Source organism: Streptococcus parasanguinis, from assembly GCF_001073155.1.
In the GTDB taxonomy this organism is placed as follows: domain Bacteria; phylum Bacillota; class Bacilli; order Lactobacillales; family Streptococcaceae; genus Streptococcus; species Streptococcus parasanguinis_D.
Genome location: NZ_JVEE01000025.1, coordinates 1 through 21,483 on the forward strand (window position 1 = coordinate 1; position 21,483 = coordinate 21,483).

Annotated in this window: 10 protein-coding genes; 7 read left to right on the forward strand and 3 right to left on the reverse strand. The window is 41.3% G+C overall.

Annotation, left to right across the window (positions count from 1 at the left end; translation table 11 throughout):
- Positions 1-357: 357 nt before the first annotated feature.
- Positions 358-2,904 carry a C69 family dipeptidase gene (locus ADH92_RS11495; RefSeq protein WP_049497051.1) on the forward strand — a complete coding sequence of 849 codons (2,547 nt, stop codon included), beginning with the start codon at positions 358-360 and terminating at the stop codon, positions 2,902-2,904.
- Positions 2,905-2,968: 64 nt separating this feature from the next.
- Here ADH92_RS11495 and galU read toward each other — a convergent pair whose 3' ends face one another.
- Entirely contained in the window at positions 2,969-3,877 is a 909-nt protein-coding gene (gene galU, locus ADH92_RS03165) for a UTP--glucose-1-phosphate uridylyltransferase GalU (protein WP_049497053.1), read from the reverse strand.
- Positions 3,878-3,922: 45 nt separating this feature from the next.
- The gene (locus tag ADH92_RS03170; protein ID WP_049497055.1) at positions 3,923-4,939 is read right to left on the reverse strand and encodes an NAD(P)H-dependent glycerol-3-phosphate dehydrogenase; all 1,017 of its coding nucleotides are present in this window, start codon (positions 4,937-4,939) and stop codon (positions 3,923-3,925) included.
- 273 nt (positions 4,940-5,212) lie between these two features.
- On the opposite strand from ADH92_RS03170, the gene ADH92_RS03175 reads away from it, so the two are divergent.
- Positions 5,213-5,902, forward strand: coding sequence for a gamma-glutamyl-gamma-aminobutyrate hydrolase family protein (locus ADH92_RS03175; protein WP_003002057.1), 690 nt, complete (start codon positions 5,213-5,215; stop codon positions 5,900-5,902).
- 145 nt (positions 5,903-6,047) lie between these two features.
- On the opposite strand, the gene ADH92_RS11525 is transcribed toward ADH92_RS03175, so the two are convergent.
- The gene (locus tag ADH92_RS11525) at positions 6,048-8,924 is read right to left on the reverse strand and encodes a SpaA isopeptide-forming pilin-related protein (RefSeq protein ID WP_049497058.1); all 2,877 of its coding nucleotides are present in this window, start codon (positions 8,922-8,924) and stop codon (positions 6,048-6,050) included.
- 419 nt (positions 8,925-9,343) lie between these two features.
- On the opposite strand from ADH92_RS11525, the gene ADH92_RS03185 reads away from it, so the two are divergent.
- From ADH92_RS03185 to ADH92_RS03205, 5 genes are all read left to right on the forward strand, one after another.
- Positions 9,344-9,790: a dUTP diphosphatase gene (locus ADH92_RS03185; RefSeq protein WP_023919767.1), complete on the forward strand. Its 447-nt coding sequence runs from the start codon at positions 9,344-9,346 to the stop codon at positions 9,788-9,790.
- A 1-nt stretch (position 9,791) separates the two neighbouring features.
- Positions 9,792-10,331 (forward strand): histidine phosphatase family protein, encoded by a 540-nt coding sequence (locus ADH92_RS03190; RefSeq protein WP_049497061.1) that lies wholly within the window; start codon positions 9,792-9,794, stop codon positions 10,329-10,331.
- Between the two features lie 13 nt (positions 10,332-10,344).
- On the forward strand, positions 10,345-11,706 hold the full coding sequence (gene radA / locus ADH92_RS03195) for a DNA repair protein RadA (protein ID WP_080978958.1): 1,362 nt from the start codon (positions 10,345-10,347) through the stop codon (positions 11,704-11,706).
- 134 nt (positions 11,707-11,840) lie between these two features.
- A complete protein-coding gene (locus tag ADH92_RS03200; RefSeq protein ID WP_049497066.1) occupies positions 11,841-12,335 on the forward strand; it encodes a beta-class carbonic anhydrase in 495 nt (164 codons plus the stop codon).
- A 253-nt stretch (positions 12,336-12,588) separates the two neighbouring features.
- A complete protein-coding gene (locus tag ADH92_RS03205) occupies positions 12,589-21,090 on the forward strand; it encodes a Spy0128 family protein (RefSeq protein ID WP_049497068.1) in 8,502 nt (2,833 codons plus the stop codon).
- Positions 21,091-21,483 lie beyond the last annotated feature (393 nt).

The window sequence follows — 21,483 nt, forward strand, 5'->3', positions numbered from 1 at the left end:
CAGCGTAGTAGAGCCCACTCAACCACTGCGTCTTGCTCGACAATCCAAAAACAATTGAGAGGCCAGGACTTTTGTCCCAGCCTCTTTTTTTCTAAAAAATGTAGCGAAATCGTAAACTAACAGAAAATTGTTTGAAATGCAAAGAATTGTATATATTTATTATAATATACTTGCAGGAGCCGAGTGAACCCACTATTGGTAGGCCCATAGAGAAGGTAATCATGGGTAAAAAGGTATAAAAACACAAAATAGAAAGCGCTTGCAAAAGAGGTGAAAAAAAGATAGACTTAAGGTATAAAAAATAGGGGATGCTCCCTTTTTCTATAAAGGAACATTCAAACATAAAGGAGATTTGCCATGAAGAAATGGTTGTTTAAACTAGCTTTGATAGCGATGACGTTCTTACTCCTACCAATTCAAGCCGTTCAGGCCTGCTGTGGATTTATCATTGGTCGCCAGTTGACCAAGGATGGGACCACTCTCTTTGGTCGGACAGAGGACTACCCTTATTATCCAAATGGTGGAAAACACAACAAAAACTATGTTGTGGTCGATGCTAAGACCTATAACGAGGGAGATCAGATCGAGGATGAATCTAACGGATTCACCTACCCGCATGCTGCCAATGAAATGAAATACACAGCGACCTATGACTCTGCTCGTGGTGACGGTAGTAACGGTGCTTTTGGTGAACATGGATTTAATGAAGCCGGTGTATCCATGACTGCGACAGTAACAGCTATCCCGAATAAGAAAGTCTTGAAGACGGACCCATTGACAGAAAACGGAATTCCAGAAGCTGCTATGTTGGACGTAGTGTTACCACGCGTTAAGTCAGCTCGTGAAGGAGTTGAATTACTGGCTAAAGTCATCGAAGAAAAAGGTTCAGCTGAAGGGAATGTGGTCGTCTTTGCAGACCAAAATGAAACTTGGTATATGGAAATTCTTTCTGGCCACCAATATGTAGCGGTGAAGGTGCCAGAAGATAAATATGCAGTCTTTGCAAATACCTACTACCTAGGTCATGTTGATTTGAATGACACTGAAAATGTCATTGCCTCTAAAGATGTCGAAAAAGTAGCCAAGGAATCTGGTAACTACAAGACAGACAAAGATGGCAACTTCCATATCGCTAAATCTTATGGACCAGAAAAATATGCTGAAGGAGACCGCTCACGGACCTATGCAGGAATCACCTTGCTAGATCCAGACTCTAAAGTCACTTATGAGGATGATGAGTATGAGCTCTTCCGTTCACCAACCGATCCAAACAAAAAATACACCTTAGAAGATGCGTTTGCCTTGCAACGGAACCGGTTTGAACACTTGAATGGACGTTTTGTACCAGATGATCAAATTGGTGTTAAGAAACAAGGTGATGATGGTAGCAACGATACTGTTCGGAAAGACCAATACAAGTATGCTTTAGGAAATGAAAATGTGATTGATGCCCATGTCTATCAAATCAATCCAAACCTTCCAAAATCATTTGGTGGAACTGTATGGCTCGGCATGGGACCTTCACGGAATACCCCTTATGTTCCATTCTATGGAAATGTAAAAGATACTTACGAAGCTTTTAAACCTCAAACGGCTACTTATGATCCAAATTCATGGTATTGGACAGTTTGGCACATCGACCAAATGGCCATCAATAACCAAGATCTCTTTGGAAAATCTATCCAAAATCACTGGAAAGCACTAGAAAAACAGCTCATTATTGAACAAAAAGTGAGCGATGCAAAATACGCTGCCTTGAAAGCTGATGAAGCTGCAGCAAAAGCAGTTGAAGATAAGGTGACTGAAGATGCTTTAGCTCGGTCTGAACGTCTCTTCAAACAATTCAAGCAATATGAGTCTGAATTGTCTGCAACTCTAAAAGAAGCAGGTCGTACAGATGATCCATACCGTGCATCTTTACCAGATGACTACAAGGATCCAACAGAGTCAAGCACCGAGCCAAGTAAGGAAGAAACGAAGCCAAGCACCGAAGCAAGTACAGAACCAAGCAAAGAAGAAACGAAACCAAGCACTGAGTCAAGTACAGAACCAAGCAAGGAAGAAACGAAACCAAGCACTGAGTCAAGTACAGAACCAAGCAAGGAAGAAACAAAACCAAGCACCGAAGCAAGTACAGAACCAAGCAAGGAAGAAACGAAACCAAGCACCGAAGCAAGTACAGAGCCAAGCAAGGAAGAAACGAAACCAAGCACTGAGTCAAGTACAGAACCAAGCAAGGAAGAAACGAAACCAAGCACCGAAGCAAGTACAGAACCAAGCAAGTCAGAAACGAAACCAAGCACTGAAACAAGTACAGAGCCAAGCAAGGAAGAAACAACACCAAGTCGTACAACTACTGTTGTTCCTACAAATAGCAACAGTGTTAGTACCGTTGGTCGCCCAGTTTTACCAACAAATTCATATATTTTAGTAGACCAGGCAACAGGTATCGTCTTGCAAAACCCTGATTTTGCTCAAGGTGGCTATAGTCTTCTTGTTGAAGTTTTGAAAGATGTCAAAGAACTAGCTGGTAAAGAGTACAAGGCATATAATATTCAATTATCGAACCAAAATAATCCTGTACATCAAATTAGTCCAACTGTTGTGACCATTCCAGTAAATAGCCAAAAAGAAGTAGAAGCAGTTTATGGTATCGGTGAAAATGGTCAATTGGAATCCTTCCAATTCCAACTAAATGAAGATAAGTCAGCCATAACATTTACAACCTCTCATTTCTCAACTTATGGTGTAGTTTATAAATCTGCAGCAAAAATTGAAGAGAAGAAAGGTGAGAAAAAATTACCATCAACCGGTCAAAGTATTTCCATTGCGACAATGGTAGGCGGAGTTCTTTTGATAGTTTTTGGATTTGGCTACTACATCGAAAAACGTAGAACCCATTAAACGATACAGTTTATAAGATACAACAAAAAAAGGAAGTGAGAATGAAATCTCTCTTCCTTCTTTTTTAGTCTGCAGTTTGTTCAGATGCTTCTAATTTTTTTCCAAGGTCGATAATATATTGTTTGAGATCGTCTTTGACTTGAGGGTGTTTCAAGGCATAGTCGATCGAAGTTTTCATGAAGCCGAATTTATCACCTACATCGTAGCGTTGGCCTTTAAATTCACGGGCAAAGACTCGTTGGGTCTTATTAAGGGTGTCGATTGCATCCGTCAATTGAATTTCATTGCCAGCACCTGGTTCTTGATTTGCAAGAATATCAAAGATTTCAGGAGTCAAGAGGTAGCGCCCGATGATAGCGAGATTGCTTGGAGCGTCCTCTGGCTTTGGTTTTTCTACAAAAGTTTCAACGCTATAAAGACCATTAATACCTTCGCCTTGAGGCGCGATCACACCGTAAGAAGAAACCTCTTCATGAGGGACTTCCATCACAGCGATGGTTGATGCATGGGTTTCATCGTAGTCGTTCATCAATTGTTTGGTCAATGGCAAGGCATCATCATTAGTGATGTCCATCAGATCATCTCCCAACATAACGACAAAAGGCTCGTTCCCAACAAAGGCCTTGGCTTGAAGAACAGCGTCCCCTAAACCTCGAGGGTGACTTTGGCGGATGAAATGAAGATTGATCGCTGTTGTATCATTGACCAACTTGAGTAAGTCAGTCTTGCCTTTTTGCTCGAGATTGTATTCCAATTCGAAGTTAGAGTCGAAATGGTCTTCGATCGAACGTTTGGCCTTCCCTGTTACGACAAGGATTTCCTCAATTCCAGATTTCAGAGCCTCTTCTACGATGAATTGGATAGTAGGTTTGTCAACGATTGGCAACATTTCCTTTGCCAAAGCTTTGGTAGCTGGGAGGAAGCGTGTCCCTAAACCAGCCGCAGGAATGACTGCTTTTCTAACTTTAGTCATATAGTTTCCTTTCTAAAAGGTAGGATTGATGTTAGGGTGGTTGGCTTATTTCCACTCGTTTTCTTCTTTAAATTCATTGCTCATCATGTGGTGGATTGCTTCGCGGATATCTTTCCCTTCATAAATGACTTGGTAAATGGCTTGTGTAATCGGCATGTAGACATCCAATTCTTGGGCCAGCTCGTGGGCGACTTTGGTCGTAGAGATCCCTTCAATGATCATGCCCATGTTGGCTTCGATGTCTTCCAATTTTTCACCACGTCCGAGAGCATCCCCAGCTCGCCAGTTGCGGGAATGAACAGAAGTACCGGTAACGATCAAGTCACCAACCCCAGACAAACCGCTATAAGTCAATGGGCTAGCTCCTAGCTTAACGCCAAGGCGCGTGATTTCAGCGAGACCGCGCGTGATGATAGCTGCTTTGGCATTGTCACCATAACCAAGACCGTGCAGGGCCCCAGCTCCGACAGCGATGATATTCTTCAAGGCTCCAGCAGTTTCCACTCCGATAACATCGGTATTGGTATACAGGCGGAAGTAGTGATTGCTAAAGAGTTCTTGAACATAACGTGCAACTTCTAAATCTTTTGAGGCAGCTGTAATGAGGGTGATGTCCCGTACGATGGTCTCCTCTGCATGACTCGGTCCAGAAACGACCACTACCTCACTGCGAAGAGAGGCAGGGATTTCTTCTTCGAGGATTTGAGAAATCCGATCGTGTGTACCAGGTTCTAATCCTTTAGAAGCGTGCATGACTGTGACAGGGTGATCCAGTGTTTCAGCAACTTGTTTAGCGACCAAGCGGGTCACCTTTGTAGGAACGACAAAAAGGACAGCATCCACACCGTCCAAAGCAGCTGTCAGATCGGTCGTAGCGGTAATTTGATCGCTAATAACGATGTCTTTGAAATAGCGTTGATTGGTATGAGCGGTATTGATTTCATCGATTTGTTCTTGGATATTTCCCCAGAGACGGACTTCATGGCCGTTATCATTGAGGACTTGTGAAAGGGCTGTTCCCCATGAACCAGGACCCAATACTGCAACGGTTTGTTTTTCCATTGTATCTTCCATTTCTATGTCTATTTTTTCAACAAGGCTAGGAATCTAGCGCTTGCGCCTTCGAAACAGCCTAATGTGCGCCTTGAAGGACGATTCTATTTTCCTCTCTATTTTAACATAATATAGGTAAAAAAACTTGTATAATCATCAATTGTTTTGTGAGGAAAGTGAGGGTGATAAATAAAATCTATCACGGCTTTAAAAAATACATATTAGACACTATCACTAATGGGTGGTAAGATAAGTAGTAGTTAAAATGAAGGAGGAATGAATATGTGCAGAACAATTGTTGGAGTATCCGCTAATCTCTGTCCGGTGGACCCGGAAGGGAAAAACCTTCATTCCTCCGTGTCTAGTCAATTTGCGGAAGGGATCCGTCAAGCAGGTGGACTTCCAATGGTCATCCCGATGGGAGATCCTTCCTTGGTTAAGGATTATGTTGAAACGATTGACAAATTGATCTTAAGTGGAGGCCAAAATGTCGATCCTAGTCTCTATGGCGAAGAAAAAACCATCGAAAGTGATGATTACAATATCGAACGCGATCAATTTGAGCTTGCCCTGCTGAAGGAAGCAGTACGCCAAAACAAACCGGTTCTAGGAATCTGCCGTGGGGTTCAGTTGATCAATGTAGCTTTTGGAGGAACACTCAACCAAGAGATTGAAGGACATTGGCAAGGACTTCCGTTTGGGACTTCCCATTCTATCGAGACTAAAAAAGGTAGTGTGGTGGAGCAACTCTTTGGTCAGGCCAGTCGGATCAATTCCGTTCACCGTCAAAGTATCAAGGATCTTGCACCAAATTTCCGTGCGACCGCCTTTGATCCGCGCGATCACACCATCGAAGCGATTGAAGCAGTAGACGGCCATCGGATTATGGGCTTGCAGTGGCATCCAGAATACTTGGTCAATGAAGAAAAAGGGAATTTAGAACTCTTCCGTTATTTATTACAGGAATTATAATGAAGCTAGAGATTGGACTTGAGCTGATCTCTTTTTTGTGCCTTAGAAAGGGCGCAAAAACACCGGGAATAAGATCAGAAAACAGGACTGTCATCAATAAAAAACAGGTCCATCTAGCAATGCTAGATGAAAACCTGTTTTAGAATTATTCGTGGCGTTTTTTAGCAACGAGCATGCTTCCAGCACCTGCAAGGGCAAGCCCTGCTGCAATAAGTCCAGTACTTACTGTTTCACCAGTAGAAGGAAGGCCTTGTTTCTTACCTTCTTTTGATTGTTTACCAGAAGGATGATTTCCTTTAGGTTTATCAGTTGAAGGTGTTGGAGGTGTCTTCTTGTTAACGACATTTCCTTTGTCCACTACAAAGTTTGTAGATTTCACATAGTCTTCCACTGTAACAGTGATTGGATCGCTCAATAATTGATAGCCAGCTGGAGCTGTCAATTCCTTGATGATATAATCTTTCGCTTCAAATCCAATGAAGGTTACAAGACCATCCTTATCAGAAGTTGCAGTCGCTTGACCTTGTCCGTAAGGGTTCGCTACAGGAGTCGTACCATCAGCTTCAAAGAGACCAAATACTGCACCAGCAAGTGCGGCTCCTTCCGCATTCACCTTGTGCAATTGAATGTTGTAGAGTTTCAATTCAGGTTTGTCAACAGTCGGAGGAGTTGGTGGAATTGAAGTGAACGGTTTGTTAACGACATTTCCTTTATCCACTACACTGTTTGAAGCAACCAAATCACTAGCTGTGATCTTGATGACTTCATCTGATAATTGGTAACCGTCTGGAGCTGTAAGCTCTCTTACTACATAATCTTTTGCTTCTAATCCTGTAAAGGTTACAAGACCGTTTGCATCAGAGGTAGCAGTTGCTTGACCTGCACCATAAGGATTTGCTACAGGAGTCGTACCATCGGCTTCAAAGAGACCGAATACGGCACCAACAAGAGCTTTCCCTTCTTGGTTCACTTTGTGCAATTGGATGCTGTAGAGTTTCAATTCAGGTTTGTCAACAGTTGGAGGAGTTGGTGGAATTGAGGTTGTTACTAATTTGTTGGTGAAGGATGTTTTATCACCATATGCCACAGAAGCTTTGAGTGTATTGCTTGCATCATCTTTTGTGACAGTTACAGTAGCATCAATACTTCCTTCATCGTAGGTCATTCCTTTTGCTTTGCTTTCAGGAATAACTTCTTTGATCGTGTAGTGGAAGGTTTTTCCTGCGTCCTCTGATGAATATGAAATGTCATCAAAGGTTACCGTACCATCTGCAGCATTTTGTTTTGTTTGAAGAACTTTTCCGGTTTCATCCAACAATTGGAAATTGAATTCGCCATTCTTCAATTCAGCACCTTCTAAAATCTTGCTAGCTGAAATTTTAGCTTTTGCTGGTTGGGGAGCCGTATAAGTATTTGAGAAGGTTTTATTATCTGGATAAGCCACATCTGCTTTCAGGTTGTCGCCATCTTTTTTCACCTTAACAGTTACTTGTTTATCAGTCTTGTCATAGGTAATACCTGGGGTATTTCCAGCTACTTCCTTAACAGTGTAGGTGTGTTCACCTTCTTCGGTGTACTCAATTGGTGCAAATGTTACTTTTCCGTTTTTGTTGGTAACAGTTTGAAGCTTAGTTGCACCCTCGTACAATTCAAAGCTGAATTCGCCATCTGTTAGAGCACGACCGGTAAGAGCTTTCTCTAGTTCGATGGTAGCTTGTGTTTCTTTTGGCTTATCTTTCGGATTCACAATTGTTTTAGTTACTGAACGATCAGTTCCAAAATCTTCAATATTAACTTCTGTATCTGCATCCTTGATGACATAGCCTGATGGTGCTTCAACCTCGGTGATGATATATTTATCTTTCAACAGTTTGTTAACAGCAATATTACCATTATCATCTGATACATACTCACCAATAACTTGGTTATTAGCTTGACGAACTACTTTAAATTTAGCACCCTTAAGTGGTTGATTCGCCTCATCTACTTTATGGATGTTGATTGAGTAAACATAACCAACACCAGCACCACCAGCAATTTGAACTAAAGCACCATTTGTCACTTCTTTAACAACGACACCTTCACCTTTTAATGTAGCGTCATTATTCAATAATTCGCCATCAACGGGTTCATAATTTAAACGTACGTTATAAGAAATACGATATTGGTCTTCTTCTGTCATGTCCCCTAATTTGACAACGAAAGATTGTCCATCTTCACTAACTGTAATCTTGTGTTGGTCTGTTACATCAACACGGTTTGAGAATACCCATTCACCGGTTTCATAAGAGAATTTACCTTTGATAACCTTAATGCTATCTTTTACATAGCTAGCATTTGTAAATTTCAAGTGATCTTCAATTGTTACACTCTTGACGTTTTGTTTTGTACGATTGACTGAAATAGTGTATTGAACCTCTCTTTTGTCTCCCTCGTTAACCCAACTAGTCTTTGATAAAAGAGACGGATCACCATCGCCAATACCAGTAAATGATACCTTACCAGCAGGTATTGTTTCTTTATTAATCGTAATCTCAACTGGAATTTCTCCTTGTTGAGGGTGTTTTTTGAAATCGACTCGAGCATAGAAGAAGAAAGATCCGTGAGTATCTGAGTGTTTTTCAACATAATCCGTATAAGTTAAAGTAATGGACTTGTTATCAGCACTTAGTTTTGCATGTGCAATCACCTCATTTGTATTGATATCCTTGATTTCAATATTATCAGAGTTAATGATTATAGCATCAGGCACCGTAATTATCGTTTGATCTCCTGCCTTAACATTTTTTCCAGATAAATCAAAATCTGCATTAAGACGGAATGTAGCCCATTGTTTTAATTCCCAGTCGAGAACTCCGCCTTCATTATTTGATACCTTAACATTTTTGATTGTATCTACGAATTTTCCAGTTACTGAAACTTCAGGAGTTTCAGCTGAAGTGCGATTCAGACCTAAAGCGAAAAGCATGGCCACTAAACAAAGGACAAATGAGAAAATTTTAATATTCCTATTCTTTTTCATTTTATCTTCCCTTTTCATAAAAAAATAGTGCCTAATCATCAATGCCTGATTACTCTTAAAGATCTGGATATTTCAAACCCTATCTGTTGGTAATAAGAATTGAATGCTGAGACACGACCTCCACAAAATAATTTTATAGGGTAAAATATTTTGCTTTTAAAATTATTCCCTACACAGGGAATAATTTTAAAAATAAAGCTTATTTTCAAGCTTTAAATAGCATTTTTTAGCACAAATTATATGTCATATCAGTCATGATAGCGTTTTGTTTTCAGAAAAAAACATGAAAACAATATGTAACTTCCAGATTGAAGAGAATTCTTTTTAAAAATACGAATAGTAGTAGAGGGGAGACGCTAGGGCAAAGTGATGGTATAATAGAAGAGATGGAAACTATATAGAATGAAAGAGGAATGAAGATGACAAAAATTCGTGGATTTGAACTTGTATCAAGCTATACCAATCAGGACTTGTTACCAAAACGGGAGACAGCACACGCAGCTGGTTACGACTTAAAGGTGGCAGAACGCACGGTCATTGCACCAGGAGAAATCGTCCTCGTGCCAACTGGGGTCAAGGCCTATATGCAAGCGGGTGAGGTGCTCTATCTTTATGACCGTTCCTCTAACCCTCGCAAAAAAGGCCTGGTCTTAATCAACTCTGTGGGGGTTATCGATGGAGACTACTACGGAAATCCAGGAAATGAAGGCCATATCTTTGCTCAGATGAAAAATATTACCGACCAGGAAGTAGTCCTTGAAGTCGGTGAACGTGTGGTTCAAGCTGTCTTTGCTCCTTTCTTAATTGCAGATGGAGATGAGGCTGATGGCGTGCGGACTGGTGGCTTTGGAAGTACAGGGAAATAAGATGAAGATTATCTTTGTCCGTCATGGGGAGCCAGATTATAGTATGCTTGATAAACTTGAAAATCCCCAACTCTATAGTGGTTTTGGTCGTGATTTAGCACCATTGACAGGAAAAGGTCGCAGTCTGGCAAAAGAAGTTGCTAAAACTGTATGTTTTGGAAAGGCAGAGATTATTATTTCATCGTCTGTGACGAGGGCTTTAGAAACAGCACATTATATAGCAGTTGAAACAGGATTGGACTTGTTTGTGGAGCCGTTTTTTCATGAGTGGCGTCCAGACTTAGATGGCACTAACTCTGATTTAACTAGTGTATTGGTAGCTCATGAATATTATCTAAAACATCAAGGAGCTTTATCTGAAGATTCTCCTTATCGCTATGAAACTGATCTAGAGATGCGTCATCGTTTTTTAAGAGCTTTGGAAAAATATAAAAATTATAAAACTATTATCATTGTAACTCACGGAATGCTTATGCGCCAGTTTGTGCCAAATGAGAAGATTGATTTTTGCCAAGTGATTGAGTGTGAGATAGAGATTTAGAAAGAGGTTTATCATCGCAAAGAAAAAAACGACATTTATTTGTCAAAATTGTGCCTATAATTCACCCAAGTATCTAGGACGGTGTCCCAACTGTGGTTCTTGGTCTTCTTTTGTCGAGGAGGTCGAGGTCGCAGAGGTCAAGAATGCACGGGTATCCTTGACGGGTGAAAAGACCAAACCCATGAAATTGGCGGACGTGACCTCTATCAATGTTCACCGGACCAAGACGGAGATGGAGGAATTCAACCGTGTACTCGGTGGAGGAGTGGTCCCAGGGAGTCTCGTTCTCATCGGGGGAGATCCAGGGATTGGGAAATCGACCCTGCTTCTCCAAGTGTCGACCCAGTTGTCTCAAGTAGGAACGGTTCTCTATGTCAGTGGAGAGGAGTCGGCCCAGCAGATCAAACTCCGTGCAGAGCGATTGGGAGATATCGATAGCGAGTTTTACCTCTATGCCGAGACCAATATGCAGAGTGTCCGGGCAGAAGTAGAGCGCATCCAGCCTGATTTTCTGATCATTGACTCTATTCAGACGATCATGTCTCCTGAGATTTCAGGGGTGCAGGGGTCGGTCTCTCAGGTACGCGAGGTGACGGCTGAGCTCATGCAGCTGGCTAAGACCAATAACATTGCTATCTTTATCGTGGGGCATGTAACCAAGGAAGGAACCTTGGCGGGTCCTCGGATGCTGGAACACATGGTGGATACGGTGCTCTACTTTGAGGGCGAACGCCACCACACCTTCCGGATCCTGAGAGCGGTCAAGAACCGCTTTGGCTCCACCAATGAGATTGGGATCTTTGAGATGCAATCAGGTGGACTGGTTGAGGTCCTCAATCCCAGTCAGGTCTTTCTAGAAGAACGCCTGGATGGCGCGACTGGATCGTCCATCGTTGTGACCATGGAGGGGACTCGTCCGATTCTAGCTGAAGTGCAGGCCTTGGTGACACCAACCATGTTTGGAAATGCCAAGCGGACGACAACGGGGCTTGATTTCAATCGGGCCAGTCTCATCATGGCGGTGTTGGAAAAACGCGCAGGCCTCTTGCTTCAAAATCAGGATGCCTATCTTAAGTCTGCTGGAGGAGTTAAGTTGGATGAGCCGGCTATCGACCTAGCGGTTGCAGTTGCCATTGCCTCGAGCTACAAGGACAAACCAACCAACCCGCAGGAATGTTTCGTCGGAGAGTTGGGCTTGACAGGAGAAGTTCGCCGGGTCAACCGGATTGAACAACGGATCAATGAAGCTGCCAAGCTCGGTTTTACCAAGATTTATGTTCCGAAAAATTCTCTGACGGGGATCACGACGCCATCGGGGATCCAAGTGGTCGGTGTGAGTACACTAGCTGAAGTCTTGAAGAAAGTATTTAAATAGTAGAAAAGTCTTAAACGGGAAGTTTAAGGCTTTTTTTCAGATGTGACAGATGACAGGAGGTATCTCCTGACAGAAAGGATCGGATATGGTAAAATAATAGATAATTTGAATTTCAAAGGAATGAAGGAGAGACCATGTCTTATTTTGATAATTTTTTAACAGCCAACCAAGCTTATGTGGTGCTACATGGAGAGCTCCGTCTTCCGATTAAGCCCAAAACACAGGTAGCCATTGTGACCTGTATGGATTCCCGTCTTCACGTGGCGCCTGCACTAGGTCTGGCTCTTGGAGATGCCCATATTTTGCGGAATGCTGGAGGGCGCGTGACCGATGATATGATCCGCTCCTTGGTCATTTCCCAGCAGCAAATGGGAACCCGTGAAATTGTGGTCTTGCACCATACAGACTGTGGTGCACAGACCTTTGAAAACGAAGGCTTCCGTCAGCATCTCAAGAAAGAACTGGGTGTGGATGTAGGAGATCGCGATTTCCTTCCTTTTCAAGATATTGAGGAGAGTGTCCGCGAGGATATGGAGCTTTTAAAGGCTTCTCCTTTGATTCCAGAGGACGTCGTTATTTCGGGAGCTGTGTATGATGTGGACACCGGATTGATCTCAGAAGTGAAATAATGATATAGAAGAGTATAGGAAGACAGAACGATCTTAGTTTTCCTGTACTTTTCTTTTTTTGGTGTAAAAAAAGTGAACCAAATAGGAAGAAATGTGACAATTTGACACAAATTTTTAAAAAATATGTGGTATAATATGACATTTTTACAAAAACATTACATTTTAATTTCACCAGATTGACTCTTGTTATCAAGAATGTTACAATTTCATTTGTATCATGGAATCATGAAATATGGAAAAGGAGATCCTATAAATGAAGGATGTATTTAATAAGCGCCAGCGCTTTTCATTGCGAAAATATAGCATTGGGGTTTGTTCAGTTCTTTTAGGAACAGCACTCTTTGCTGCAGGAGCTCAATTTGCATCAGCGGATGAAGCAACAACAGCCTCTGAATCTGCGGGAACAGCAGCTTCAGAAGCAGCACAACCTGTTACACCAGAGTCAAGTCAAGCAGAAGCACCAGCTGCTTCCCCAGTCTATGGTGTGGGAGCACCAGCACCGAAAGTAGACCTTTCTAATTCTGCTGCAACTTCGGAAGCACCAGCTTCAGCGACTGAAAAATCTGAAGGAACTGAGAAACCAGTTGCTACAGAAAACAAGGAAGCAAAAGCAGAAGCTAAAAAAGAAGAAAAGGCTGAAACTAAAAAATCTGAAGAAGCTCCAAAAACGACAGCGTCATCAGAAACCAGCAAACCTGTAGAGAAGAAAAAAGAGTCAAGCTCTAAACCAGCCTCTACAACAACAGCTACTACAGAAAAACCTACTGTAACTCGTGTTGCAGCAGATGAAAGCTCAGAAAGAGCAGCTGCAAGTGAAGAACCAGCAACACCAGTAGCCCTCAAACCTACAGCGCAGCCAGCATTACTTCGTGGTACTGAAGCTCCTAAACCAGATTCTGCAACAGAAGATCGCAGTGTAGTACTCGATCGAGCAGCAACTGATATGACTAATGGTGGAGCTTTGGCAACAAGTAGCCGTCGTCGTGGACGTCGTGCATTGACAGACCATAATGTAGCACCGATTGATGTTATAACGGCTATAGCTGATAAAGTCGCTGCTGATCCAGACATGACAGATCCTAACGGAGCATCTGTGCACTCTCAAACAATTCCTGCTGGTTACCAAGCTAAAGAAGGTGACTTCTATACTTTTGGTATCTGGAATCTGACAAAATTCAATGCCCGTTATAATACAAACTATTATGCGCGTGCTTATAAGACGTTTGGTACTTCCACCGATACTACGGTTGAATTGATTGATAAGAATACGGGTAATGTAGTTGAAACACATACTGTCACTGCAACTAGTGGTATTCAAAAATTCACTACGACCACTCCAAAATCTAATAATGAGTTGACCCTACAAGTAGACTATCAAGCAGGTGCTGGTCAAGGTCCTGGTAAGACAGACCAACCATTTATTCAAATGGGATTTGAAGTTGGTCCAGCGATTCAAGCTTTGGTAGCTCCTGGTCATAATCTTACTGAAGCTGAACAAGCTCATTATATGGCTGTATATTCTGCACGTAACTCAAACGATATTTTGAATGCAGTTGAACCTGCTTATAATGGTCGTGAAGTTACGGATACAAACTTTAAGATTCCTGTTACTGTTGAAAAGACTACTTACTATAAACTTGTTGACAAGAAAAACCCTACCTACAAGGAAACTGGTAAGTCTGTTACAACTCAGGACTATAAAGAAAATGGAAGTGAAACTGAGTTAGCCAAATATACTCTGAAAGCGAAGGAAGGTCAAAACTTCACAGCTTCTGGAGAACGTCAATTTACAAAGACTGAAAAACTCACGGATAAAATTACTAGAGAAACAGCTTATACCCTATATCAAACAGCTGATCCAGATACAACTTCTGGTTATGTAAGCCGTCCTTACACCGTTGGTACCAAATTCATGGATGCTGAGCGTGCTGGGATTAAACGTATCAAGGAAATCGTTGGTGAAGATGGATCTGTAGTGGTTCGTGTTTACCTTCTAGATCCAAAGCAACAAAATAAACGTTCAGATGGTACTTTAAACACGGATGGTTATATGCTTTTAGCAGAAACCAAACCAATCAAGCCGGGAGAAGCGAATACTAGAGAACTAGTTGTTAAGAAATCACCTCTTAATACAATAGCTTTCACTGGTACTGACGGCGTTAATCATCCAAATGGTAAGACAGTTCCGTTCGATTTCCAATGGGCTGCTAACTACACTCCGTATAAGACAGTCTTTGTTCCTTTCTTGGGAGACAATATCGGTCACCTTTCACCAAATTCACAATTGGAACGTGGAGTAGGAGGTATTGGTACCAACGTTGACTTGCTCAACTCCTTGACACCATACAAACAACCAATCTACTACTACGACAAGACAGAAACCATCAAGGTTAAGCCTGAATTTACTAAAGTTCTTAGTGATTTAAATGCAGAAAACAAACGTTCGCTTAATGATGGCGATTTCAGCTTTAAGATTACTTCAACGGGTGATACTGCCTCACACACAGAGACGGTAACTAACCAAGGCGGAAAAGTTACATTTGGAGAGCTTTCATTCACTAAAGCTGGGACATATACATACAAAGTTACAGAGGTTGCGGGTTCAGATGCTGATGTTGACTATGATGACATGGAAGTTACCATGACAGTCACAGTTAAGGAAGAAAATGGCAGTTTGAATGCAAGCGTTTCTTATAGTTCAGTTAAAGGCGAGGATGAAAATGGTCAGCCTAAAAATCCTTCTTTACCTCCTTCAGAAGATAAAGAGTTCAACAACTTCGTAGTAGCTCCAGTTAAGACTAAGTTTGACTTCAGTAAGGCTCTTGCAGGTCGTAAGTTACAAGATGATGAGTTTACTTTCGTTCTTAAAGATGAATCTGGAAATGTTATTCAAACGAAAAAGAACAAAGCAAATGGTGTGATCGCTTTTGACGACTTGACATTTACAAAAGCTCAAGTTGGTACTCACAATTACACAGTTGAAGAAGTGATTCCAGCAGATAAAGAAGCTGGTATGACTTACGATACAATGAAGGCTGAAGTGACCATTACTGTTACGAAGGAAGGTCATGTACTTAAAGCATTTAATATGCTTCCAGAGGACACAGAGTTCAACAATACCTTCACTCCAGGTGCGGTGAAAGTAAATCTTGACTTTGATAAATCACTTTCAAACGGTAACTTGAATGCTGGTGATTTCAGCTTTACCTTGACTGGTGATAACAATGTTAATGAAACTGTTACCAATAAAGCTAACGGTAAGATTAACTTTAGCGAATTGTCATTTGATAAAGAAGGTGTCTACAACTACACTGTTAAAGAAGTGAAAGGCAACAATGCCGATGTAGACTACGATGAAATGACAATCGGCGTGAAAGTAACTGTTACGAAAGATGCTGCAACAGGTCTTTTGAGTGCCAAGACTGAAATGACTTCAACAGGCGGTGAAGCAACTGGTGCGGATGACAAGACATTCAACAACCACGTTGTGGCTCCTGTGACTGCTCAATTCGACTTCAGCAAGGCTCTTGCAGGTCGTGACTTGAAAGACGGCGAATTTAGCTTTGTATTGAAAGACAAAGATGGTAAAGTCCTTCAAACAAAACAAAACGATGCTAGCGGACGTGTTCGTTTCGATGCCTTGACATTTACAAACGCTCAAGTGGGTGATCACAAGTACACTGTAGAAGAAGTTCAAGGTTCTGAAGCAGGTATGACGTATGACCCAATGAAAGCGAACGTAACAGTAACTGTTACGAAGTCAGGCCATGCGCTTACTGCTGTTGCAACTCTTCCAACAGATACAGAGTTCAACAATACCTTCACACCTGCTGCTACGCAAGCTCAATTCAAGTTCACTAAACGTCTTGAAGGTAAAGCACTTGAAGCAGATGCCTTCACATTCGAATTGCTTGAAAATGGCAATGTGATCCAAACTAAGAAAAATAAAGCTGATGGATCTATTACATTTGATGCGATTGAATACAACGCTGTAGGTGAACACACTTACACTGTGCGCGAAAAAGCTGGAACAGATACAAACATCGACTACGATCCAATGAACGCAGTCGTAACCGTTAATGTAACCAAAAATGCAGCTACAGGTCTCTTGAGCGCAGCTGTTACAATGCCAGAAGACACTGAGTTTAACAACTATGTGGTTTCTCCAGTTGTAACAAAATTTGACTTCACTAAGAAGTTGGCTGGCCGTGAATTGAAAGCCGGTGAATTCAGCTTCGTATTGAAAGATGCTACTGGTAACGAAGTTGAAACAGTGAAAAATGATGTTGCTGGTAACGTAACCTTCTCAGAATTGTCATTCGACAATACGAAAGTTGGTACTCATACGTATACAGTAGAAGAAGTGATTCCTGCAGATAAAGAATTTGGAATGACTTACGACCAAATGAAAGCAACTGTTACAGTTGAAGTTGCCAAGAACGGTCACTCATTGACAACTGTTACAAACGTTACATCAACTGGTGGTAAAGATGCCAACGGTAACGCTACTGATGGTACTGCAGATAAAGAATTCAACAACAAAGTCACTCCTCCAGAAACTCCAGAATTCCAACCAGAAAAATTTGTCGTTTCTAAAGAGAAATACGACATCACTGGTAACAAGTTGATGAATGACGACGATGAGTTGACAAATGAATACACTGAAACAAATGCAGATCCATATGTAGACAAGACAAACAACAACGAACCAGAAAACTTGAATACTAAGACAGTTAAACGTGGTTCTAAATTGGTTTACCAAGTATGGCTTGATACAACTAAATTCACTGAAGCGAATAACATCCAATACGTTGGTGTATCTGATACATACGATGCTGATAAATTGGATGTCAATGCAGCGGACATCAAAGCATATGATGCAGTAACTGGTGCAGAAGTAACCAATAAATTCGACATCAAAGTTGAAAATGGTACGATCACTGCAACTTCTAAAGGTGAATTTATCAAAGATAAAGTCAATGCTCCTGTTATCGACACAACTAAGTTCGAATTTGGACGTTACTATAAATTTGATATTCCAGCAACTGTGAAAGAATCTGTTAAAGCTGGTGCTGATATTGAAAATACAGCCAACCAAACAGTTCACGTTTACAACCCAGTAAGCAAGACAGTTGAAAAACCTGAAAAACCAACACAAAAACGTGTCAACAGCGTTCCAGTTCCAGTGGAAATGAACTTCACGAAACGTTTGGAAGGTCGTGAACTTCAAGCCAACGAATTCGAATTCGTATTGAAGAAAGACGGCGTTGAAGTTGAGCGCGTGAAGAATGACGCTGCTGGTAAGATCGTCTTCAAGACTCTCGAATTCGGTCGTGATGATCTTGGTAAGACTTACAACTACACAGTAGAAGAAACTCCTGGTACAGATGCAACTGTCAAATACGACACAATGGTTGCTACTGTTAAAGTGGTTGTTTCACATGATGGTACAGCTAAAGCAATTGTTGCCAACGTAACAGACGCTGCTGATAAAGAGTTCAATAATACAGTAACTCCACCAGAAGAACCTAAGTTCCAACCAGAGAAATACGTTGTTTCTAAAGCGAAATTCGATATTACAGGTACTAAGCTCGTTGATGACGATTCTGAATTGACAGATAAATATGGTGAAACAAATACAAATCCATATGTCGATACAACTGCCAACAACGAAGATGAAAACTTGAATACGAAACCAGTTGAACGTGGTCAAAAACTTTACTACCAAGTATGGTTGGATACAACTAAATTTGATGCAGCTAACAAAGACAATATCCAAACAGTAGGAATCACAGATAACTACGACAAGGATAAATTGACTGTTAATGCTTCAGATATCAAGGTTTACGATTCAGTTACTGGTGCAGACGTTACGACGAAATTCGATATCTCTGATAACAATGGTGTTCTGACAGCGAACCTCAAAGATGGCTTCACGAAGTCACTCGGAGACGCTGAAAATACTCAAATCATTGATACAACTAAGTTCGAATTTGGACGTTACTACAAGTTCGATATTCCAGCAACAGTGAAAGACGATGTTGTAGCTGGTGCAGATATCGAAAACAAGGCAGCACAAGTTGTTAACTACTACAACCCAGTAAGCAAGACGGTTGAAAAACCAAACAAACCAACTGAAAAACGTGTTAACAGTGTTCCGATCTCAGTAGAATTCAACTTCACTAAGAAATTGGAAGGCCGTGATTTGAAAGCTGGCGAATTCACATTCGAGTTGAAAGACAGCGACAATGTTGTGATTGCGACTGCAACCAACGATGCAGCTGGTAAGATCAAGTTTGCCCCAGTAGATTACACTAATAAAGCTGGTGAAACTGTTACTGCCCTTAAATACAAGAAGGGTCAAGAAGGTACTTACAAGTATACTGTAACAGAGGTTAAGGGTACAGACGCAACTGTTGAGTACGACACAATGGATGCTGTTGTAACTGTTACTGTTTCTCATGATGGTACAGCCAAAGCCTTGATCACAAACGTGACAGAACCAGCTGATAAAGAATTCAATAACACAGTTCGTCCTCCAGAAGAACCTAAGTTCCAACCAGAGAAATATGTTGTTTCTGAAGAGAAATACGATATCACAGGCGACAAGCTCGTTGATGATGATGACGAGTTGACTGATAAATATGGTGAAACAAATACAGATCCATATGTAGACAAAACAGGCAACAACGAAGCAGAAAACATCAATACCAAGACTGTTAAACGTGGCGACAAGTTGGTTTACCAAGTATGGCTTGATACAACTAAATTCGACGCAGCTAACAAGGATAACATCCAATCAGTAGGAATCTCAGATGACTACGATGAAGCTAAATTGGAACTTGATTCTACTAAGATCAAAGCTTACGATTCAGTAACAGGCGCAGAAGTAACAGATAAATTCGATATTACTGTGAACAACGGTGTGATCACTGCAACCCTTAAAGATGGCTTCACTAAGTCACTTGGCGATGCGGAAAACACACAAGTTATTGACACTACTAAGTTCGAATTCGGACGTTACTACAAGTTCGACATCCCAACAACAGTGAAAGCTGATGTTCCTGGTGGTGTAGATATTGAAAACACTGCGGCTCAAGTAGTCAACTACTACAACCCAACTACTAAGAAAGTTGAAAAACCAAGCAAACCAACTGAAAAACGTGTCAACAGCGTGCCAGTTGAAGTGGAATTCAACTTTACTAAACGTATGGAAGGCCGTGAGCTTAAAGCCAACGAATTCAGCTTCGTTCTTAAAGATTCAACAGGTAAGACTCTTGAAACTGTGAAGAACGATAAAGATGGTAACGTTAAGTTCTCTAAACTTGAGTTCAAAAAAGGTCAAGAAGGCGTTCACAACTACACAGTAGAAGAAGTTAAAGGAACAGACGCAACCGTTACATACGACACAATGAAAGCGAATGTGACAGTCACAGTTTCACACGACGGAACAGCTAAAGTTCTGATCGCGAAAGTTGGCGACATTGCGGATAAAGAATTTAACAACAAGGTGACTCCTCCAGAAACCCCAGAGTTCAACCCAGAGAAATACATCTTGAACGCTGAGAAATTCGACCTTACTGGTAAATCACTTCTTGATGATGATAAAGAATTGGCAGACAAGGTTGCGGAAACAAACGCAAATCCTTACGCTGATAAGGCTGATAATAATGAAGCAGCAAACATCAATACTAAGACTGTGAAACGTGGCGATAAGGTTGTTTACCAAGTGTGGTTGGATACAACTAAGTTCACTGAAGCGCACAACATCCAATCTGTTGGTGTTACTGATGACTACGAAGAAGACAAACTTGACATCAATGTTGCAAACATCAAAGCTTACGACTCTGTAACAGGCGAAGATGTGACTGCTAAATTTGATATCAAAGTTGAAAACGGTGTGATCTCTGCAACTTCTAAAGCGGACTTGACTAAGTCACTTGGAGACGCAGAAAATACTCCAGTGATCGACACAACTAAGTTTGCGTTTGGACGTTACTACAAGTTCGATATCCCAGCAACAGTGAAAGATACTGTTAAAGATGGTGTGGACATTGAAAACACTGCGGCTCAAATCGTACATCAATACGATCCAACAAGCAAGACAGTGAAGAAACCAAACAAACCAACTGAAAAACGTGTTGTGAACATCCCTGTTTCAGTAGAATTCAACTTCACGAAACGTTTGGAAGGCCGTGTACTTAAAGCCAACGAATTCAGCTTTGTGCTTAAAGACAAAGATGGTGTTGTGATTACAACAGTAACAAATGATGCTAATGGAAACATTAAATTCACTCCAGTTAAATATACTAATAAAGAAGGAAAAGAAGTAACTGCTCTTGAATTCAAACGTGGTGAAGAAGGAACTCATCTCTATCATGTAGAAGAAATCCGTGGCACAGATTCTAGCGTTGTATACGATAAGATGGTTGCAACTGTTAGTATCGTGGTGAATAAAGCAGGTAAGGTAATAGTAGCTACTACTAAGTTGCCAGAAGATACAGAGTTTAATAACACTGTTATTCCGCCAACACCACCAACACCACCAACACCACCAACACCACCAACACCACCAACACCACCAACACCACCAACACCGCCAACACCGCCAACACCGCCAACACCTACAACTCCTCCAGCTCCAGCACTTCCTGAAACTGGTGAAGAACAATCAGCATCTGCTGCATTGTTAGGTGCTGCACTTGGTTTGGTTGGCCTTGCGGGACTTGCAAAACGTAAAAAACGCGAAGACTAAAATTGAGGTGACATCAGCAAACTTGTTGATGAGGTGACAATTTTAGATCCAACAGGAAGAGGCTTTGCTCGAAAGAGCAAGGCCTCTTTGTTTGGTGTTAAAAGCTTAGAAAAAATTGCGTATATATTATGAAATGTTTCAGAAATTATTCGATTAGTCATTTCATTCTGTTACTAGTTTCAGCGAATATCCATTGACTTGAAGTAGAGAAAACAGTATACTAGTAAAGCAATTTGATCTTTCAAACTGCCGGCAACAAGGGAAATGAAGCCACTTTGAATTGGAATACAGTAGGGTTTGGAGTGGTAGTACTTCACACCCTTATTGTCGTCAGTCGCCCTCATAAATGGGATCTAGACTCTGAATGAGTTGTATAAATATAAAAAAACTTCC